The 20040-nt window shown below is 40.5% G+C and carries 18 protein-coding genes and 1 tRNA gene; 9 read left to right on the forward strand and 10 right to left on the reverse strand.

Annotated features, from left to right (window positions below):
* Positions 1 to 353: 353 nt before the first annotated feature.
* On the forward strand, positions 354 to 1019 hold the full coding sequence (locus ACEZ3G_RS01150) for an ATP-binding cassette domain-containing protein (RefSeq protein WP_432423645.1): 666 nt from the start codon (positions 354 to 356) through the stop codon (positions 1017 to 1019).
* Positions 1020 to 1050: 31 nt separating this feature from the next.
* Here ACEZ3G_RS01150 and ACEZ3G_RS01155 read toward each other — a convergent pair whose 3' ends face one another.
* From ACEZ3G_RS01155 to ACEZ3G_RS01170, 4 genes are all read right to left on the reverse strand, one after another.
* The gene (locus ACEZ3G_RS01155; protein ID WP_432423646.1) at positions 1051 to 2004 is read right to left on the reverse strand and encodes an FAD:protein FMN transferase; all 954 of its coding nucleotides are present in this window, start codon (positions 2002 to 2004) and stop codon (positions 1051 to 1053) included.
* A gap of 217 nt (positions 2005 to 2221) precedes the next feature.
* Complete coding sequence (locus tag ACEZ3G_RS01160) at positions 2222 to 2662, reverse strand: QcrA and Rieske domain-containing protein (RefSeq protein WP_432423647.1); 441 nt, start codon at positions 2660 to 2662, stop codon at positions 2222 to 2224.
* Between the two features lie 51 nt (positions 2663 to 2713).
* On the reverse strand, positions 2714 to 3892 hold the full coding sequence (locus ACEZ3G_RS01165) for an AIR synthase related protein (RefSeq protein WP_432423648.1): 1179 nt from the start codon (positions 3890 to 3892) through the stop codon (positions 2714 to 2716).
* A gap of 77 nt (positions 3893 to 3969) precedes the next feature.
* Complete coding sequence (locus ACEZ3G_RS01170) at positions 3970 to 6156, reverse strand: glutamine synthetase III family protein (protein ID WP_432423649.1); 2187 nt, start codon at positions 6154 to 6156, stop codon at positions 3970 to 3972.
* Positions 6157 to 6374: 218 nt separating this feature from the next.
* Here ACEZ3G_RS01170 and ACEZ3G_RS01175 point away from each other — a divergent pair, with 218 nt between their 5' ends.
* Positions 6375 to 7391, forward strand: a complete 1017-nt coding sequence (locus tag ACEZ3G_RS01175) for a glutamine synthetase beta-grasp domain-containing protein (protein ID WP_432423650.1) — start codon at positions 6375 to 6377, stop codon at positions 7389 to 7391.
* A 54-nt stretch (positions 7392 to 7445) separates the two neighbouring features.
* On the opposite strand, the gene ACEZ3G_RS01180 is transcribed toward ACEZ3G_RS01175, so the two are convergent.
* The 3 genes from ACEZ3G_RS01180 to ACEZ3G_RS01190 are packed head-to-tail and all read right to left on the reverse strand — an operon-like array spanning position 7446 to position 10004.
* Positions 7446 to 7709: a hypothetical protein gene (locus tag ACEZ3G_RS01180; protein WP_432423651.1), complete on the reverse strand. Its 264-nt coding sequence runs from the start codon at positions 7707 to 7709 to the stop codon at positions 7446 to 7448.
* Positions 7710 to 9050: a carboxypeptidase-like regulatory domain-containing protein gene (locus tag ACEZ3G_RS01185; RefSeq protein WP_432423652.1), complete on the reverse strand. Its 1341-nt coding sequence runs from the start codon at positions 9048 to 9050 to the stop codon at positions 7710 to 7712.
* Between the two features lie 15 nt (positions 9051 to 9065).
* On the reverse strand, positions 9066 to 10004 hold the full coding sequence (locus ACEZ3G_RS01190) for a calcium/sodium antiporter (RefSeq protein WP_432423653.1): 939 nt from the start codon (positions 10002 to 10004) through the stop codon (positions 9066 to 9068).
* A gap of 156 nt (positions 10005 to 10160) precedes the next feature.
* Between ACEZ3G_RS01190 and ACEZ3G_RS01195 the strand changes: the two genes are divergently transcribed.
* The 3 genes from ACEZ3G_RS01195 (at position 10161) to ACEZ3G_RS01205 (ending at position 12927) form a co-directional block, all read left to right on the forward strand.
* A complete protein-coding gene (locus ACEZ3G_RS01195; RefSeq protein ID WP_432423654.1) occupies positions 10161 to 10520 on the forward strand; it encodes a BlaI/MecI/CopY family transcriptional regulator in 360 nt (119 codons plus the stop codon).
* A complete protein-coding gene (locus tag ACEZ3G_RS01200; RefSeq protein WP_432423655.1) occupies positions 10517 to 12247 on the forward strand; it encodes a M56 family metallopeptidase in 1731 nt (576 codons plus the stop codon). Before ACEZ3G_RS01195 ends, ACEZ3G_RS01200 begins: the two co-directional genes overlap by 4 nt.
* A 527-nt stretch (positions 12248 to 12774) precedes the next feature.
* Positions 12775 to 12927 carry an SsrA-binding protein gene (locus tag ACEZ3G_RS01205; protein ID WP_432423656.1) on the forward strand — a complete coding sequence of 51 codons (153 nt, stop codon included), beginning with the start codon at positions 12775 to 12777 and terminating at the stop codon, positions 12925 to 12927.
* Here the strand turns inward: ACEZ3G_RS01205 and ACEZ3G_RS01210 are convergent.
* On the reverse strand, positions 12924 to 13436 hold the full coding sequence (locus tag ACEZ3G_RS01210) for an adenine phosphoribosyltransferase (RefSeq protein WP_432423657.1): 513 nt from the start codon (positions 13434 to 13436) through the stop codon (positions 12924 to 12926). The genes ACEZ3G_RS01205 and ACEZ3G_RS01210 overlap by 4 nt on opposite strands.
* A gap of 64 nt (positions 13437 to 13500) precedes the next feature.
* On the opposite strand from ACEZ3G_RS01210, the gene ACEZ3G_RS01215 reads away from it, so the two are divergent.
* Positions 13501 to 13574, forward strand: a tRNA-Arg gene (locus tag ACEZ3G_RS01215).
* A 454-nt stretch (positions 13575 to 14028) separates the two neighbouring features.
* On the opposite strand, the gene ACEZ3G_RS01220 is transcribed toward ACEZ3G_RS01215, so the two are convergent.
* The gene (locus tag ACEZ3G_RS01220; RefSeq protein WP_432423658.1) at positions 14029 to 16239 is read right to left on the reverse strand and encodes a DUF4838 domain-containing protein; all 2211 of its coding nucleotides are present in this window, start codon (positions 16237 to 16239) and stop codon (positions 14029 to 14031) included.
* A 25-nt stretch (positions 16240 to 16264) separates the two neighbouring features.
* Positions 16265 to 17422: a carbohydrate-binding family 9-like protein gene (locus ACEZ3G_RS01225; protein WP_432423659.1), complete on the reverse strand. Its 1158-nt coding sequence runs from the start codon at positions 17420 to 17422 to the stop codon at positions 16265 to 16267.
* A gap of 200 nt (positions 17423 to 17622) precedes the next feature.
* On the opposite strand from ACEZ3G_RS01225, the gene ACEZ3G_RS01230 reads away from it, so the two are divergent.
* From ACEZ3G_RS01230 to ACEZ3G_RS01240, 3 genes are all read left to right on the forward strand, one after another.
* The gene (locus tag ACEZ3G_RS01230; RefSeq protein WP_432423660.1) at positions 17623 to 18705 is read left to right on the forward strand and encodes a sensor histidine kinase; all 1083 of its coding nucleotides are present in this window, start codon (positions 17623 to 17625) and stop codon (positions 18703 to 18705) included.
* Complete coding sequence (locus ACEZ3G_RS01235; protein ID WP_432423661.1) at positions 18705 to 19415, forward strand: LytR/AlgR family response regulator transcription factor; 711 nt, start codon at positions 18705 to 18707, stop codon at positions 19413 to 19415. Before ACEZ3G_RS01230 ends, ACEZ3G_RS01235 begins: the two co-directional genes overlap by 1 nt.
* Before the next feature lie 66 nt (positions 19416 to 19481).
* Positions 19482 to 20039, forward strand: coding sequence for a YeeE/YedE family protein (locus ACEZ3G_RS01240; protein ID WP_432423662.1), 558 nt, complete (start codon positions 19482 to 19484; stop codon positions 20037 to 20039).
* Position 20040: the final 1 nt, after the last annotated feature.

Here is a 20040-nt window from a genome sequence, read left to right on the forward strand (position 1 = left end):
GGTGCGAATTTACGATAAATTTGTACATTTATAGATATCCGTACAATCTCCATGAGGATCTTTCTGAGTTGTAAAACGTACACACTGGCTTTCCATTTTTATAAAAAATTTATACTTTTTTCAACCTTGTTGACGCTCTTTATCAGGTTTCTCGAACCTCCATCGTTTTTCATAGTTATTGCACTCAAATTTTTATTCTTTGTCGCATTATATGTCTTTTATGTTGAGACAAAGTTGGGCCAGTCTTTAGTTTTTTATAGGAATTTTGGAATAGGAAAACCCCACCTTTTTCTAATTTCCTATTTAATGGACATATTGATTACGATACTAATTTTTCAGATTTTCGATATATTTTGATTCTCGAGGCCGATAACATAGAATTAAATTTTGAAGGCAGAAGAATTCTTAATGGAATCTACTTAAAGGCCGAGATAGGGAAAGTGACCGGTATTTTGGGCAGAAATGGTTCTGGCAAAACCTGTTTACTCCGTATTATTTTTGGGGACCTAATGGCAAAATACAAGAATATCAGGATAGATGGTCAATATCAAAGCGGTCATCTTTTTCGAACCCATACTACTTCATATCTGCCACAACATCAGCTTTTACCCGGCGACCTGCAAATTGAAAAGGCTTTTTCATGGTTCAACGTGAGTTGGCAAACATTTACCGCCTTATTTGAGACGTTCAAAACATATTCTAATACAAGGGTAAATGAACTTTCCAGCGGTGAAATTCGAATTATCGAAACTTATCTAATTCTTATGACGGATAAGAAAATAATTCTTTTGGACGAACCCTTTTCATTCATTGCACCCATTTATATTGAAAAGTTCAAGCAACTTATCAGTGCAATAAAAAAAAACGCGCTGATTATAATTACCGATCATTTCTATAGGGATATTCTAGAAGTCAGTGATAATGTCTACTTTTTAAAAAATGGAAATTCCAAACCAATAAGGTCGAAGAAGGATTTGGAAAGCGAGGGCTATTTGAATTCAAGTTCAGAGGAGCGATAAAATTTTGAAATAAAGTAGTCGGTCAATCTACTTAATCCTCCAACAATATCCCATTGCTCCTGTGCATTCTATTTTCGCTATCGACCACGATTACCTCGGTAAGGGCGAGCTGATTAATAAGTGACAACCCTTGATCTTTACCCATAATAAAGATAGCGGTCGCCAAAGCATCGCACAGTTCGGCACTTTTGGCGAACACATGTACGCTGTTGATACCTGTTGCGGGGTACCCTGTTCTCGGATCTATGATATGCGAATACTTTTTTCCTTTAAATTCAACATATCGGTCAAGGCTCTGCGAAGTGGCCACCGAGGACTCTAAAACAGGTAACCAGGTAAAAATCTTGCTCTTGTTCATGGGGTTTGCAATACCGATCAGCCATTTCTCGCCACTTGCTTTGGTTCCCCAGGTGGTCAGATCACCGGAAGCATTGATAACGCCCGCAACCACCCGTTTTGAGACCAACAACTCTTTGGCCTTATCAGCGGCATAGCCTTTACCTATGCCACCAAAAGAAATTTTCATGCCCGCCACTTTCAAAAAAACCGTGCGCTTCTCTTCATTCAAAACGATATTCTTATAACCAACTTTCGCGATCGACTTTTCAATTTCTGCCGGCGTCGGTTCATATTTCATACTTCCATCGAACTTCCATACTTGATCCGACGAAGCAAATGAGATATCAAAGGCACCATCGGTCATTTCAGAAATTTGAATGGACCGTTCTATAAGCTTGAACAATTCATGGCTGACCTTGACCGGTTTTATACCCGCATTTCTATTGATCATCGAAGTTTCCGATAACGGATCCCATGAAGATATCATTTTTTCGATTCGACTGATCTCGGCGGTGGCCTCATCGATATTGATAAAACCTATTTCTTCATTGGCGGCCACAACGGTAATACCAAAATCGGTACCCATCAATTTTACCGTTCTTTTGACCGTCACGTATTTACGTTCTTGCGCCAAAGTGGTGATCATACAAAAACCAAAAAAAAGGGGGATTAACGCTTTCACACTTTCAACTTGTTAAAAGTGATATTTGTAGGAAGATTAGATCTTTTTATATAACAGTCTCCATAGGCCTTAAATGAATTCGATGCCATAGCCGACCCTATTTTTCGTGAGAAAAGCATCAACCAGGTGTAGGCCAGACCCATGTAGGTTACATTTTAGTATTAAGGGTTCGAAGGTCAATTTACTCAAAAACCCGCAAGATATCTCCCGAAAGTTCTGTTTTAAAAGTTTTCAACTGGCGAGGCGTCTTACTATCAACTTGGTTCAAAGGTGTTCCGTCAAGTCCAAATTTAGAACCATGGGTGTCGCAGTAAAAAAAACCTTCATCATTATCGACATAAGTAACCGTGTCATATTGTTCATGGCTGCAAACTTGGCTCGCCGCAACAAAATTACCCTGAAGATCCCTGACCACCACGACCAGATTCTTTCGTATGAAGCCCCCATTGTTCGCCAATGGTTCGGCCTCTTCAGATTTCAAATCAATCGTAAAATCTATACCGGTAGGTTCAGGTACAATCTGTCCGTTAGCTTCATCTTTTGAACAGCCCTGCAAACAGGGAAACGTCAAAGCAAAAGCTGCACCGGCGCCCAAACTTCTTAAAAAATCCTTTCTTTCCATAGCAAGCCCGTTTACAATAGAAAACGCAGTAATAAGGCTTATCGTATAACTTTAGTAAATGAAGGTGCCATAGGTACTTTGAATGGTCAGTTTTTTGGTCGTATTCTCTTCGACCCTACCGATGATCTGGGCAGTAACTCCAAAGCTCTCCGAAGTTTTTATCAATTCATCGGCAATGGCTTCATTCGCATAAATCTCCAATCGATGGCCACAATTGAAAACCTGGTACATTTCCTTCCAGTCGGTGCCCGATTGCTCTTGTATCAGCCTGAACAAGGGCGGTACCGGAAAAAGATTATCCTTAACGACATGCAGGTTTTCAATAAAATGAAGGATTTTGGTTTGGGCGCCACCACTGCAATGAACCATTCCATGGATATCTTTGGAATCATACTTTTCCAATATTTTCTTTACGACCGGGGCATAAGTACGTGTAGGCGAAAGTACCAATTTACCTGCATCAAGAGGAGACCCCGAGACTTGGTCGGTCAATTTCGAACTACCCGAATAAACCAATTCCGAGGGAACGGAAGGATCATAACTTTCGGGGTATTTTTCGGCAAGATATTTGGAAAACACATCATGCCGGGCAGATGTGAGACCATTACTGCCCATACCGCCATTATATTCATTCTCATAGTTAGCCTGTCCGAACGAGGCCAACCCGACGATCACGTCTCCAGCCCTAATATTGGCATTGTCGATTACATCACTTCTTTTTAAGCGTGCTGTGACCGTGGAATCTACGATAATGGTACGTACCAAATCACCTACGTCAGCTGTTTCGCCGCCCGTTGAGCGAATCGTTATTCCATGTTCGGCCAAATTGGAAATCAATTCTTCGGTACCATTGATAATGGCAGAGATTACCTCACCTGGTATCAAGTTCTTGTTTCTTCCGATCGTTGAAGACAACATTATGTTATCGATGGCCCCTACACAGATCAGGTCATCGATATTCATGACCAAGGCGTCTTGGGCGATACCTTTCCATACTGAAATATCACCGGTCTCCTTCCAATACATATAAGCCAATGACGACTTGGTTCCGGCACCATCGGCGTGCATTACCAAACAATACTCATCATCATTGGTCAAATAATCAGGTACAATTTTACAGAAGGCCTTTGGAAATAGTCCTTTATCAATATTTTTGATGGCATTGTGCACGTCTTCCTTTGATGCCGAAACGCCCCGTTGATTATACCTTTCACTTGTAGAAGAACCCATGTAAACTTATTTATGGCAAAAATAACCGAATCATAAAAAATTCGGCATTAATTTCATTATTAATGGAAAAGCAAGCCCTACCTAATGAACAACAGCTCTCGATATTTGGCCAAAGGCCAAACATGATTATCGACCAAACGCTCGATCCTATCGGAATGAAATCGAATTTCATCAAAAAAAGGTTTGACCTTATCACAATAGGCAACTGCCTTTTTATCGATATCGGTAATGGCGTTTGCCGTTTTTCGGGCGGTGACCATAGCATCGGTTTTCTGCTTAAGCGCATTAAGGTGGTTCGATAATTCTTCCAAGAGACTCATTTGCCCTGTTGTCATTTCCTTATGTGCATTGCCATAAATTTCCTTTAGCCCTTTAACATTCTGAATGATGCTGTTTTGATATGCAATCGCCGCCGGAACGATATAGTTGTAAACCAGTTCAAAGAAAACCCTGCCTTCTATCTGAATGTTCATTATATAGGTCTCAAGTTCGACCTTTTTGCGGGCAGTGACCTCGACCTGATTCATCACGTTCAACGCTTTGAACAGTGCCAAGCTCTCTTTTGTGTCAAGTACTTGTAACGCTTCGGGAGTACTTCTATTATTGCTCAGTTTGCGCTTTTTAGCTTCTTTTTCCCAATCGGCGCTATAACCATCGCCATCAAAGCGTATTCGTTTCGAAGTCTTGATATACTCTCGCAATACATTGAAGACCGCTTCGTCTTTTTTGAGGTTTTTCTTCTCGATCAAAACATCGACCTCTTTTTTGAAATCGATAAGTTGTTTGGCCACGATCGTATTCAGGACAGTCATCGGTTTGGCACAGTTGGTCTTTGATCCAACACCCCTCATTTCAAACTTATTGCCGGTAAAGGCAAACGGAGACGTTCTATTTCTATCCGTATTGTCCAATAATATTTCGGGTATCTTTCCGACAACGTTCAACTTCAGTTCGGTTTTTTCCTCAGGGGACAATTTACCATGGGAGACCCCTTCCAACTCATCGAGAACACTGCTCAATTGATCGCCTATAAATATCGACATGATCGCCGGAGGCGCCTCATTGGCCCCCAGCCTATGGTCATTACTGGCAGACGCGATGGAAGAACGCAATAATTCTTCATAAGTGTCCACAGCTTTGATCGTATTGACGAAAAAAGTCAGGAATTGAAGGTTTTTCATCGGCGTAGTGCCCGGACTTAGGAGATTTACGCCCGTATCGGTGGCCAACGACCAATTATTATGTTTACCTGAACCGTTGATGCCTTCGAACGGCTTTTCATGAAATAGCACCTTTAAACTATGTCGTTCGGCCACCTTATCCATAACATCCATCAATAAGAGATTATGGTCGACCGCAAGATTGGCCTCCTCAAAAACCGGTGCCAATTCAAACTGGTTCGGCGCTACCTCGTTATGGCGCGTCTTTACCGGAATGCCCAACTTTGTACATTCCTTTTCAAGATCGCTCATATAACTCAACACCCTTGCAGGTATAACACCGAAATAGTGGTCGTCAAGTTGTTGGCCCTTTGCTGCCGGATGTCCCACCAGGGTCCTGCCTGTCAACATAATATCCGGCCTTGAATCGGCCAAGGCCTTATCGATAAGAAAATATTCCTGCTCCCAACCCAACGTGGCATGAACTTTTGATACATTTTTGTCAAAATACCTGGCAACAGAGGTGGCCGCTTCATCAATAACGTTAAGTGCCCTAAGAAGTGGTGCCTTGTTGTCAAGCGCCTCACCGGTATAGGATACAAATATGGTCGGGATGCACAAGGTCGTGCCATAGACGAAAGCGGGGGAAGTCGGATCCCATGCGGTATACCCGCGGGCCTCAAAAGTATTTCGCAGACCGCCGCTCGGAAAACTCGATGCATCAGGTTCTTGTTGTACCAACTGTCCCCCACCGAATTTTTCCAGTGCCCTGCCGTCTGGCAACAGGTCGAAAAAAGCATCGTGCTTTTCGGCAGTGGATCCCGTCAATGGCTGAAACCAATGCGTATAATGGGTCGCCCCCATTGAAATGGCCCAACCCTTCATTGCCTCGGCCACCTGATCCGCAATTTTGCGGTCTATCTTAGTACCGGCAAATACGGCATTTTCGACACTTTCAAGGGCATCTTTGGTCAAGTATTGCAACATTTTATTCTTATTGAATACGTTGACCCCGAAAAGTTCGGAACGCCTACCCTTTTCCTCTATTTGAATCCGAGGCTTTCCTTGGCTTTCCCTAATCGCCCCGAATCGTAACTGCGACATAACTCAATTCATTTAGTTAAAGGCAAAAATACTGATTATCGATTTATTAAATTAATGTGAAAAAAAAATATTTTTTTATAAAAATACCCCCTTATCAACAGGGGTGTTGATAATTTTATACGTAATTATGATTTTTACCCCCCTAAAAATTAGCATTGATCCACAAAACATATATTTTTGTTCATCTGAAAATTCATTAAAAACCAAGTGCTAATATTATGAGCAAAACAAAACTGGAATATATTTGGTTGGACGGGTATTATCCAACACAAAACATGAGAAGTAAGACCAAGGTCGTCAACGATTTTGGCGGTAAACTAGAAGATTGCCCAATGTGGTCCTTTGACGGAAGCTCAACAAGACAGGCCAAAGGAGGCTCTTCAGATTGTCTGCTAAAACCAGTGGCCCTTTTTCCGGATCCGGAAAGAATGAACGGGTACTTGGTAATGACAGAAGTTCTTAACGCCGATGGTACGCCCCATGCTTCAAATGGTAGGGCGACCATTGATGATGATGACAATGATTTCTGGTTCGGTTTCGAACAAGAATATTTTATTATGGATACCCACACCCAACTACCTTTGGGCTTTCCTGTTGGCGGCTACCCTGCTCCACAAGGCCTCTACTATTGTTCGGTCGGCGGGAAAAACACCCATGGAAGGGAATTGGTCGAAGAACACGCCGATATTTGTATAGCCGCCGGAATCAATTTCGAAGGCATCAACCAAGAGGTAGCTTGTGGCCAGTGGGAGTTTCAATTGTTCGCAAAAGGGGCCAAATTGGCCGGTGATGAACTTTGGGTCGCACGATATTTGTTGGACAGGCTAACCGAGAAGTACGGTTATTACATCGAATATCACCCCAAACCTCTTGGAAAGGATATGGACTGGAACGGCTCTGGTATGCACGCCAACTTCTCGAACACGACGTTAAGGACGGCCGGCTCAAAAGAAATATATGAGAAGATCTGTGAAGCCTTTAGACCAGTTGTCAAAGAACATATCGAGGTTTATGGTGAATTCAACGACCAACGTTTGACGGGCCTTCACGAAACTGCCGCAATTACCGACTTCAGCTACGGTATTTCAGATAGGGGAGCTTCGATACGTATTCCGATCGCCACTGTGGAGAGTGGATGGAAAGGTTGGCTGGAAGATCGACGACCTGCCTCGAACGGTGATCCCTATAAGATTGCCGGAAGAATCGTCAAGACCGTAAAATCCGCCAAGATTTAGAAAAACGTTCTGAATATTTATTTAAAGTCCGGCTTATTCTAATCCGGACTTTTTTTATTCAAAAGATTGAAGCGGGGTGTTCATCCAGTAATCCTTAAAATTGATAGGGCGTGCAATTGGCTGGGCTTTATATATCGGGCGATCTTTTTTCATATAAAGGTAATCGGAAGGCCCTCTGTTTTGTGGTTTGACCTGTTGCACGAAAAACTCCCTGAACTGTGTTGCACGCCAGTGTCTGTCCTCGTCAAGACGATTGCCATCATTATCATTTAAGCTTCTTATTCTGAGTTTAAAATCGCTGGCCACATCGATTCCCATCTACCGATTTGCTTTATTCACAGCAAGCCATACTCCGTCTAACTCTGTAAATAACCGCACCACTTTGTTATTTACTTCAACCTTACTAATGTCAACTTTTTTTCCTTTAAATCGAAGATTGTATTTCCTTTTATTAATAGCCTCCGACACTTCAGGTTGAGCGGTAAAATGCACTTCATAACAAAGGTCGTCCCAATTCATGAGCATCTTTTCGACCTTGAATATAGGGTCTCGCTTGACTTGAAAATCATTACTAACAGAGATATAGTTCAAATACATATGACCATAGAATGGTTTGTATTCTATTTGTATATCAAAAAACTTGTCCCTGGCAACCTTCGAGTAACCGTATAGTTCGTTCACATCATAATTTTTACCTCCTCGGTAATGGGCATATTGCAGCTTGCGAATTGCAAAATCATCTTGCGAGATGAACAATTTTCCCAAAGCCCTATTTTGTGCGGTAACCTTTTTGACGGAAACGACAAAAAGTTTCTGATTATCCAAAATTATATCGGCCTCTCTTTTGAACGTATGGTTTTTCTCAAAATCGATATCCAGAATATTTATGTAGTCAAATGAATTGATACTGTGATTTCTAATGGGGTCATGTATTCTTAATATCATGAATTCGTTACCCCCAAAGCTATTGATTATTGCTCCGTCGATTGTTTTTCTTTCATCTTCATAATCATAAGGCCTAGCCGTGGCCGTATCGATTTGAAAATCATTGTTTCGTCTGTAGTTATAAATCCTGGTCTTCGTGGTATTGTAATCGTTCGTGCCAAAACCGCTATCAAATACTTCAAAAAGGGCCTCATTGAGGTTTATGTATATCGAATCTTTCAATTGATAATCACGATAATAACCAATGTATGAATAGGGCAACCTGCTATAGTTAGAAAAAATACCTTTTATCGCCCTTTGAACAATCTCATCAGCCGAGAGGCCAAGAACGTCTTCCGTTTTATTCTTTGGTTTTCTGGTACCGCTAACAACAACCTCATCTAGAACTTCCAGAGCAGGCTCAAGTCGTATTAGATTAATTTCATCGGACTTTAGGTCTTCTATTTGAACCTCTTTAGAAACATATCCCATCGAAGAAATCAGAATACTATTGGCCTGCGTTTTGAATTCAAGTGGTATTTGAAAACTTCCATCCATGTTCGATATGACCGCCAATATTTGGTTCTTTACGATAATCGTTGCAAAAACTACAGGCTCATTGGTTTTTGCATCAATAATTTGTCCGCGGATGAAGTCCTCTTGCTGAGAAAGAGCAGTATGCTGCGCCAAAAGCAGAAAGAAGATAAAGAAGAACTTGAACAGTTCTTTTACCATGATATTGGCCGGTTTTTAAGTAATGGTAAAATAAACAAATACAATGTAAGTACCCACAAGAACTATACCATCTCGCCAACCGAGACGTAATCCTTTTGGAATAAAAACCAAGGGAAGAATCAAGAAAGAAATGCCCATCATCCAAAAGATATCATTGGTCAACAGTCCTTGATCAATAACCTTGATCGGAGTTATGATAGCCGTAATGCCCAATACGGCCAAAAGATTAAAAATATTGGACCCAATTAGGTTTCCCAGAGAAATTGCCTTCTCCTTTTTTATCACGGCAATAACCGATGCGGCCAATTCAGGAATGCTCGTACCTATCGAAACCACCGTAATACCGATTACCCGTTCACTGACCCCGAATGTCGTGGCCAGGCTGACCGCCCCTTTGATCAATAATTCAGAACCGCCCCACAATGCCGTACCACCTATCCCCAAAAAAAGAACGGTCTTGTACATTGGCAAGAGCACATCATCTTCTGGGAGTTCATCGACCACGGCGGTTTTTTGAAAACGCAGCAAGTATACCAAGAACAAAAACAGTACGACTACCATTATGATTCCCTCGTATTGCCGAAGTTCACCATCAAAATAAATAAATGCGAAAAACAATATCGAGGCCAACATCATTACGGGCCAATCGGTCGTGTAAAAGCTTTTACGAACATCTATACTGCCCAAAAGAATGGTAACGGCCAGCACCAATCCCAGGTTAGCGATATTCGACCCCACAACATTGCCAAGGGCAAGGTCGGGAAACCCATCCAATGCCGATTTGATACTAACGATCAATTCAGGTGCCGAGGTCGCAAATGACACTACGGTCATTCCTATTACGATTTTAGGAATGTTCAGGCGCATTGATAGCGCCACGGCCGCCTTTAACAACCAATTTCCACCGGCGATCAACAAACCCAGGCCCAGAACTATGTAAAGCGCGTTCAACATGTCTTGATTTTCGACAAATATAACCCAAGATAGTAGTTATTGGTTTGAAAGTTGTTTTTAGCGCAAGCATCATCAAACTATTTTTATAGTTAAATAACTATTAAAATAGTTGTTTAGCTACGCCAATCGTATTATGTTTGGAGGAAATTAGTCAGGATGCTAAAATTGACGAACAAAGAAGAAGAGGTTATGATCATACTCTGGCGACTCAAAAAAGCCTTTGTTAAAGAAATCATGGCCGAAATCGAAGGCGACAAGCCCCATTATAATACGCTTTCGACCATCGTTCGGAACCTTGAGGAAAAAAAGTACGTATCACATGAGGCTTTCGGAAATACGCATCGCTACTTTCCATTGGTAACTTTGGAAGCCTATCGCAAACGCTTTGTCAATTCTAAATTGGCCGAGTACTTTGATAACTCTTATAAAAGCATGGTCTCTTTTTTTGCCAAGGAAGAGAAAATCTCTGTAGAAGAACTAAAGGAAATTATAGATCTGATCGAAAAAAAGAAATGATGGAAGCATTTTTGATTTATATAGCCAAGGCATCGAGCGTGCTTACGATATTTTTCCTCGCCTATTTTACGTTAAAAAGTGAGACCTTTTTTAGGTTCAATCGTTACTTTTTGATCTTTGGTCTTTTAAGCGCGCTGATTTTGCCATTGATCGAGTTGACCCGGTATGTGACCGTCGCCCCGATTACTAAAAATGTCGTTTATACTGACAATTTGTTAAATTCAACAGTCTTAAACCATTCATCGAATCTTATCGATTGGACCCTTATATTTTTCATGGCCTATTTATTGGGGGTGGCATTTTTTTGCGCAAAGTTTGTTCTTCAGCTGTTGTCACTAAAAAAAATGGTCAGAACGAATACACCTTATTCTTTTGGTGGCTATACGTATGTTAGAACTTCGTCGCGGATCGCCCCATTTTCATTTTTCAAGTACATTTTTTACAATCCTTCATTGTATACCGAAAAAGAACTGCAAGCGATCCTAAAACATGAAATCGTACATAGTAGTCAATGGCATTCGGCCGATGTGCTTTTGGCCCATATGGTCGCCATTGTGACGTGGCCCAACCCTTTTAGCTGGCTGTACCAGTCTATTGTCAAGCAAAATCTTGAATTTATTGCCGACAATGGGGTAATTCAAAACACAAATTCCGTCAAGGGCTATCAATATACCTTATTAAAAGTTTCAGGAAACCAGCCTTTCACCCCCTTGGTAAATACATTTTATAATCCATCAATCAAAAAACGAATAGTCATGTTGAACAAATCAAAGTCGAACAAAATGAACATTTTAAAAGCCGCAGTTGTAATCCCTATACTTTCCATTTTCTTGGTCAGTTTTAACACCAAAGAAGTTATTATCCCAACCGGTTACGATTTGGATTCTTCTTGGGCCTTTGAAAACCCGAACGAAACGATAGAAATTATAATCAATAAAAACACCACGGACGAGGCTTTGGAAAAAGTAAAAAAAGATCTTGCCGAAAAAGACGTTGATTTTTCATATACGGTGGTACACAATGATCAAAACGAGATCATCAACATATCCATTCAAGTAAGCGGGTATGGTAATTCAGGTAGCTATAATTCAGATTCGGGCAATCCAATATCTCCGATAAAAATTGTAATCGACAAAGAAAAAGGCCTATCAATAGGGAATTCAGATGTTGATTTTGGCAGTGACAGTTTCAACTTTACAATACATGAGGACGAAGATGCCGATGACGATGGCTTACATGAGATTACAATTAAAAAAATTAGCAGTAAGAAAGGTGACGGTACCGTTTGGGTACAAGCTACGGAAAAAGATCATAAGACCGTAATAATCGAAGAAACCAATGGCAAAGAAATCATAAAAGTCAATGGTAAAGAAGTAAGTCGGGAGACGTATGAAAAAATGAAAGATGATGATGAAATGCTTAACGTGCATGTAAGGAAGGGCAAAAAGGGAAAAAATGTTTTCATCATCAAGGATTCAGATGATGAACACGACATCGAAGTAATCGACAACGATGACAACAGTTTTTTCTTTATTGATACCGATGGCGATGAAGAACCTCTTTACATAATTGACGGCAAAGAAGTAAGTGAAAAGAAATTCAAAAAACTATCTCCATCGGAAATTGAAAAAATTGAAGTATTAAAAGGAGATGGGGCCACCAAAAAATATGGAAAAAAGGCCAAAAATGGAGTCGTCGAAATTACGACCAAAAAGAAAACCGACTGATCAACCGCGCTTTTTAGACCATTGAAACCGACCATTAAAAGTGTCGGTTTTTTTCTGTCGTACTAACGAAAAGGCTAAAAAACACCATTTTTTTAATGAAATGCCCCTTCATTTCAAAAAATGCTCCAAAAAATGCCCTACAAAAGTTCTAATTTATAATATACTTATACAATATAAGTAACATTATATAACTTCATTCAAGAGATATTCGATAATATCATAATAATTACCATCTTTTTAATTACAATAGTGTATTCACTTGTATCGATTTAACTAAAAATTCTTTGAAATGAGCATAAAGTTTATTTATCTTATTTAGATAATCGATTATCAAAATTAATATTAACCCTTAAAAACCCCGAACTATGATTACACTAGCTAAATTGTTGCTGTATCTGTTACTATCACTGATCATGATGTTGTAATATGTAATCATATAGGCGTCTATATAATTTGAAGTCCTAGCCGGTACCGAGCTAGGACTTTTTCATTTGATTAACTTCCTATATTTGTCGAAACGAAACAAGATGAAAAAGGCAGTTTTCAAATTCTTGGCCAAGGCGAACAAACTGATTCTTCCCTCCTACACCAAACAAAGATTGGATTTGGCCAAAGCATCAAAACTACAGTTGGCCATTATCGGCTGGCGTTACTTTGTTACCACCAATGCTTTGGGCTAATAATGCAATAACGATTTGACCGAATAGTTTTTGAGTTTTTCACTTCCCTTGAGAAAATCCAGTTCAATCAAGAAATTACATTGAACGATTTCGCCACCCAACCGTTCTACTAATTTACAGACCGCTGCGGCAGTTCCCCCTGTGGCAAGAACGTCATCATGCACCAAAACTTTTTCTCCTTCCTTGATACCATCAATATGTATTTCCAAGGTATCGGTTCCATATTCCAGTGAAAACGCCTCACTCATGGTTTTATAGGGTAGTTTGCCCGATTTACGAACGGGCACGAATCCGGCTTTCAATTCTGAAGCTAACATCGAAGCAAAGAAGAAACCTCGACTTTCCATTCCTACCACCTTGTCTATCTTTTGATTTTCAACAAGAGCCAGCAAGGCCTCTGCTGCAAATTTAAGGGCAATCGGATTTCCTAATAGCGGTGTAACATCCTTAAATACAATGCCATCACTCGGAAAATCCTTAATATCTCGCACATAGTCCTTAAGATCCATTCATTTAGAGTTCGGTTAGTTTGTGGTTAAATTTAAAAAGAAATATATTTGCACCCCAATAATCGGCCTCGTGGCGCAACTGAATAGCGCATCTGATTACGGCTCAGAAGGTTGCAGGTTTGAATCCTGCCGAGGTCACTTAAAGCGTAAACCCTGCATGAAAATGCGGGGTTTGTTGTTTCATGGAGCGTCAAAAGCCGAAGGTTTTTGTAAGCGTAAAGAAACGACCGAACCGAAGCGCGGAAGCGATGCGAGATTGCATTTTCAGGCGGGAGCATAAAGGACGTTCGAAGAAAATCATGCCGAGGTCACGAACAATTCAACAATAGGTGAAGACGAAGCAAGCTAAAAACATATTATGTTTTTATTTCTTAGGTATTCGGGTTCTTTTGTGGTTTTCAAAACGGAGCGCTGTGTAGCGGTGATCTGGTTTGTCAGAAGGTGAGATACGAATCATGCCAAGGTCACGAATGAATTGTTCAATAAGAAAAAATGCCAAGATACCTTGAGCGCTTTTTTGTTCGGTGCTAAAAAAGTTTTTCCAACCGACGGCAAATACTCGAGCTCTCTCTTTAAGTCTAACACCGTTTATTCAATCAACTATGATCTCATCGGCAAAGACCCATGACGGTAGACCTGCGGCATGATGCCAGTATGGGGTCTGCGTGTTCTTCGCCTCGACCTTTAGGTACCTGATTTTTCGGGGTGTGAATTTCAAGTCGAAATACTGAATATCATTTACCTTACTTTCTTTGTTCAGTGGAGTGCGGTTCGTCACCAATCCCAGATCGAAATAACGATCTCCATCCAACGAACCCAAATAGGTAACCGATGTCGGAAAAAATACAATATGATTGGTCACCTGTAAAAAGGCCATAGAAACCGTACTGATATCATGCGTTTCCCCTAAATCAACGACCACCTCTAGATCATTGCCCTCATAGCCCAACCAATTCGCATAGAAACTACTGCCTCCCAGAGCTCCGTCGGTCAAGACCATGGGATCCTCATCAGCATATTTTTTTGGCTTTGTCAAAGTAGTCACTTTTTTGCCCAACGCTTTGTTCGGTTTCTTGGCTATGTTCAAAGCGTCCAAGTAATTTGAATAATACTCGTCGATCGTAAAACCCATTTCATTCATCAAAGTGATTTTCTGCGCCGTACAGACCGTTCTAAAATCTTCTATAATTTTTTTGATGCCGGGGTTTTCGACAAGTTGGCCATTTTCTGTACGGACCATCAAGCTGAAATCTTCAGTCAAGTTTTTTCTACAGGCCTCCAATATGGCATAATCAATACCCAATCGAGCGGCCTTTACCCTTGCTGCTACCTCCGGCTTTGATTTGACGGCAGCTTCTGCCCTATCGAATATTTCAGCGTATTCTTTCAATAATTCAGGGGCTAGATACGAATCAAATGCTTCTGAGGGGTCCCCATATAAAAACAAGAAAAAGTCTTCGTTTTGGGCCAATCTGTCATGAATTAAGTCAATATATTGCTTGATTAACGGTCCGGCCTCCTCGTAATACCCATTCGTGAAAGTGGTGACCAAACCTTCAAAATCTAAATTTGGATCCCATAATAATTTAGATGTGACATAGGAACGTAATTCAAATAGCTCGCTCGGATTAGTGCTGTGCTGCTCAAAAACCCAATTTGCATTGTTGTCCTTAAATAACTGGATATTAGGGCGTAAAGTTCGTAGATTAGGGAACGGGGCCAAAAAATTGGTAAACTGTGTGGTATAGTCCCAAATTCTGATATTGGTCGTCAGCTTTCCCCAACCGCGAAGATCATCGGCAAAATCCTTACACTTTTCAGCAATAGGAGCACTTCGGTCACATTCTATGCTACAAAGTGTGATCAAGACATTTTTGGCCGGTCGGGTCTTACATGGTTTTCGGGTATATTGATAGGCCAAGGTAGATATGGTCTTGTCGGGAAAGGCTTCGGCCACCTTGTTAACAAAACGGATCATCGTGCCTGCCGGACTACCTTCTTGAGCATCTATCTTACTGCAATTATCACACTGACAATATTGTTGGTTGTCATCTTGACTGACCGATACGACCGTGGCTTCTGGGTATCTTTCGAAAAGGGCCGCCACGGAATCCTTTACAATCTCCAAGACATGGTCGTTTGTCAAACATAACTGTGTCGGTAGTCTTTGAGTGCCCCTCAGAGCATAATATTCAGGGTTTGACCGGTAAAATTTCTCTTCGGGCAGAAACTTATGAAAAGTATGCACCCTTGCCTCTGGCACATAGTATGGAAACGATTCATGTGTTACTTTCTGTTTGTCGGCAAAGTCGGGGTTGTCGTAAAATAGTCTCGAGTGAACTGTGCGCGTAACAATTTCAGGTGTATAAGCATAGTTTATAGAGTCTAAGGTCATTTTATTTTGAGTTGGCACTTCTTCAACTCCCGGTGCGTACCACTTACAATCAAAATAGGCTTCGAGAAAAACATATACGGCATTCCTTATGGCATTGTCAGAACCTCCGGTCAAATAAACATTACCGTTTTCTGTGCGAATCGAAATTTGTTCCCTTTCAAGTTTTCTCTTGGCACTTCTGCCAATATATATCTTTCCTTTACCATCAGTTTGCGAGCTCTCTTCCGTCACATTTAATTCCGCTCCACTTATCAATTTTATGTACTTGCCCAATTCTTGGGCCGATTCATATTGAGATTCCGAAGCTTCGCCCAAAAGGACAATTTCGTAATTGGTTTTTCCATTTTCCGCAATGATAATATTGCTATCGGTGAAACCTGAACATGACATTAGCAAAATGATGAACATTAAAAAAACGTTTATGCCAGTGGCCCTACTCATCATAACTAATAAATTTACCGTCTTCGCGAACTGTCAATCTCTTATTGGAAAAAGGACTCATAACCGATAAGTTCCACCCAGTGGTGTGTTCTTCAAATAAAGGAAAAACCTCTATATCGGATATATTGAAGGATTTCTGCAAATCCGCCTTTTTTGGTTTTGTAGACCGATTTTTTTCCGCTGACCATAAGCGGTGTGCCAAAGTGTACAGGTGCCATTTGATTTTTTCATCACTGGAAATGGTAAAATTCACATGGGTAGCGGACTCGTTCGAAAAATATACATAGCCCCAATGTTCGGGCTCGTGCATATTGATAACCCCTTGGGGAGACCAAACCCAATTATATTCCGGCAAATACTTCCCTGATTCGTCTTTTTTTCTTGAATATCTGCCGTTTTCGAGTTCGTACTCCCAGTTGACCCTTGAAAAATTCAAACGCCAAAATTCATTGACAGGTATTCTATTGTCCTTGGCCGCTTCCAAAATTGCTTTCCATGGCATTGCTATTTCAACGCTCCACCCCGCATCCTTATCGTTCGGATCGTTCAAAGTGCCATCGATGTGCACCGCAGTTTTTAACCCATGAATATCCCATCCATCAATTACTTTAGCACCATTTCGATAGGGCTTTGTAAGCCATAGATCCCAGATAGTATTCAATACATTCATCTCAAATTCCATATAGTCGTGGGTATCGCCATCGGGATCTATGAAAATTTCAAAATCGTTGTTGTAGAAAATGACCGTATCCCTTTGTTTGAGTGTACCCCAAACATGTGGTTCTTCAATTTTCGCAAAAAAATACAGATAGTCCTCGTTCCACAGCATCTTCATTCGGGTTCTGTATAAAGGCGTCTTAACTCCTTCGATATCTATAAAATCCTCGGACCAACCCGCATCTTTCCATGACGCTTCGAGTGCACGCCCGTCAATTTTCAATAACTCATTTGCCTTTAGAACCGTATAAGTTCTGGGCGACTGTTGGGCAGTTGCCAAAAAGCAGTTTATTGAAATAACACTTATCAATAGTCCAACGATACCTTTTTTACAGCCGAAAGACTCCAAGCCTTCATACATAAGAGCCATTTTTAAAATATCGGTTTTTTTAAGTATAACATACTTCCAAAGGAAACCTAGCTTTGCCTTCATCTGCAAAAAACTTTTATGAAAAATATTTACCTTACGCGCCATACGTGTCAAACACCTTTAGCCAGAACCTTAAATTTACGAATTGATTTTAAAAAAGATCAAAGTCTTGCCAAATCAAATATCGAAATTCGCCCAACAGGAATACTATGTGCGCGGTAATATCAAAAATGTGTAAATAGGTATATTTTAAACGGTCTGAAATGGGTATCAACAACCAACTTGATGATATTTTAAAAGTTGACTCCACGGGTAAATACAAGGTAACCTACTGGCACCATATAATATTCTGGGTTCTTTATTTTGCGTTCAATACGTTACGTTGGCAAAGTATTCACGGTGATTTCATGTACTCGCTCAAGACCAATTTGATCGGTTTTCCTATTCACATGACCCTTTGTTATTTAAATGTGTATGTTTTAATGCCAAAATTCATCTATACCAGAAAATATTTTCACTATACAGCGCTGATTTTGATAGCACTACTTTCAATGTTACTGCTCAAGTTTAACCTTACCTATTATTTAGTCGGGCCGAACGTAATGCCCGAAGCAGAAGAAGAAGTTACTAGTATTACATTAAATTATGCCATTGTCACCATGATCGGCGAAGTTTACGTAATCTCATTTTTTACGGCCATCAAGATTACCGTGGATTGGCTTCGGGAACATAGCAAGTTGCACGATTTGGAAAAAAGGCAACTCACCACCGAACTTCGATTTCTTAGGTCGCAGGTTTCCCCACACTTTTTTTTCAATACGCTCAACAATATTTATTCGTTGACCCTTTCGAAATCGAAAAAAGCACCTGAAGTGGTTCTTAAACTTTCAGAACTGATGCGCTATCTACTTTATGCGACCGCACAAAGCAAACAAGATCTTAAAAGCGAAATCGACTGTATTCAAAATTATATCGATTTGGAAAGAATCCGTTTTGACGATTCACTTGATGTTCAAATGAATGTTTCAGGAAAGCTTGATGACAAAAAAATAGCCCCGATGTTACTTATTCCCCTTGTCGAAAATTGTTTTAAACATGGCGCCAATCAAAGCATCGAACACATAACCATCCTCATCGACGTCAAGGTCAAAGGTGATTTTCTCTATTTCAACGTGTCGAATACCGTTCCCAAGACCAGAAAGTCGAAAAAAAATTCTTATGTCGGCGGAATCGGATTATCCAATGTTAAAAAACGTTTGGAATTAGGATATGATGTCAACGATTATGAACTTTCAATCAATGAAAGGGAAGACATGTTTTACGTGAACTTAAAATTGAGAGTGTAATGGAATTGAAAGCCATCGTTGTCGATGATGAGCCATTGGCCGTAGACGTACTCAAAAACTACATTGACCAGATCAAGGAGCTTCATTTGGCAAAAACCTTTTCGAACGCTATAGATGCATATACCTATGTTCAGGCCAATCACCTCGACATTATTTTTTTGGATATAAATATGCCCGTCCTCGGCGGACTCGATTTTCTCGAAAACCTAAAAGTAAAACCAATGGTCGTGATTACATCGGCACATGAAGAATATGCCCTGAAAAGTTTTGAGCTTGAAGTAATCGATTATTTGGTGAAACCCATACCCTTTCCGAGGTTTTTAAAAGCAGTTAATCGCATTATTGAACTAAAGAATCCAAAAGGGGATCCAAGTCAGGCTAGTTCTGAAAAAGCCCATATTTTCATAAAGGTCGATAAGAAAAAACTTCAAAAAATTCATTTGAACGATATTTTGGTCGTCGAGAGCCTTAAAGACTATATTCGTATCAAGACCAAGACCGACAAATTCATTATTCACAAAACTTTGGGCAGTTTTACCGACGAGCTTCCTGCAGATAGGTTTTTAAGAATACACAGATCTTTTACCATTGCACTCGACAAAGTCGATGCCGTTGAGGGAAACAGCCTTGAAGTCGACGGAATACGCTATACCATAGGTCGAAGTTATATCGATGCCGTCAAAAGTCGAATTCTGGAAGATTTGTTGTAATCGCCCTAACTAAATTACGACCATAAGTATTGATTTTTCAAAACGACAAATTTAGAACTAATCTATATGGAACCTATTTTACAGCCCTGGCCATGGTATATTTCGGGCCCCTTGATAGCTTTTGTAATGTTCGTTCTCATCTATCTTGGAAAAACCTTCGGTATGTCATCAAATTTGCGAACACTCTGCAGTATGGGAGGGGCCGGAAAATATTCCGATTTTTTCAGGTTTGATTGGAGAGCACAAAAGTGGAATCTGACCGTGGTCTTAGGGGCCGTTATCGGAGGTTTTTTTGCCACCACCTTTATGTCAGACGGTTCGACCATAGCACTTAGCAATGAAACCTTGGCCGATCTTCAAGATTTGGGTTTTTCGAATATCGGCGAGACACTTTTGCCACCCGAAATTTACGCTTGGGACAATGTGTTGTCATTAAAAGGATTGTCTATTTTGATTATTGCAGGTTTTTTGGTCGGATTCGGAACCCGATATGCCGGCGGATGTACTTCTGGCCATGCCATCACCGGCCTTAGCAACCTACAACTACCTTCGTTGATCGCCGTCATCGGGTTCTTTATCGGTGGCCTCATTATGACCCATTTTATACTACCGCTGATTTTTTGAT

The sequence above is a fragment of the Meishania litoralis genome (genome assembly GCF_042611095.1).
Classification (GTDB): Bacteria; Bacteroidota; Bacteroidia; order Flavobacteriales; family Flavobacteriaceae; genus Meishania; species Meishania litoralis.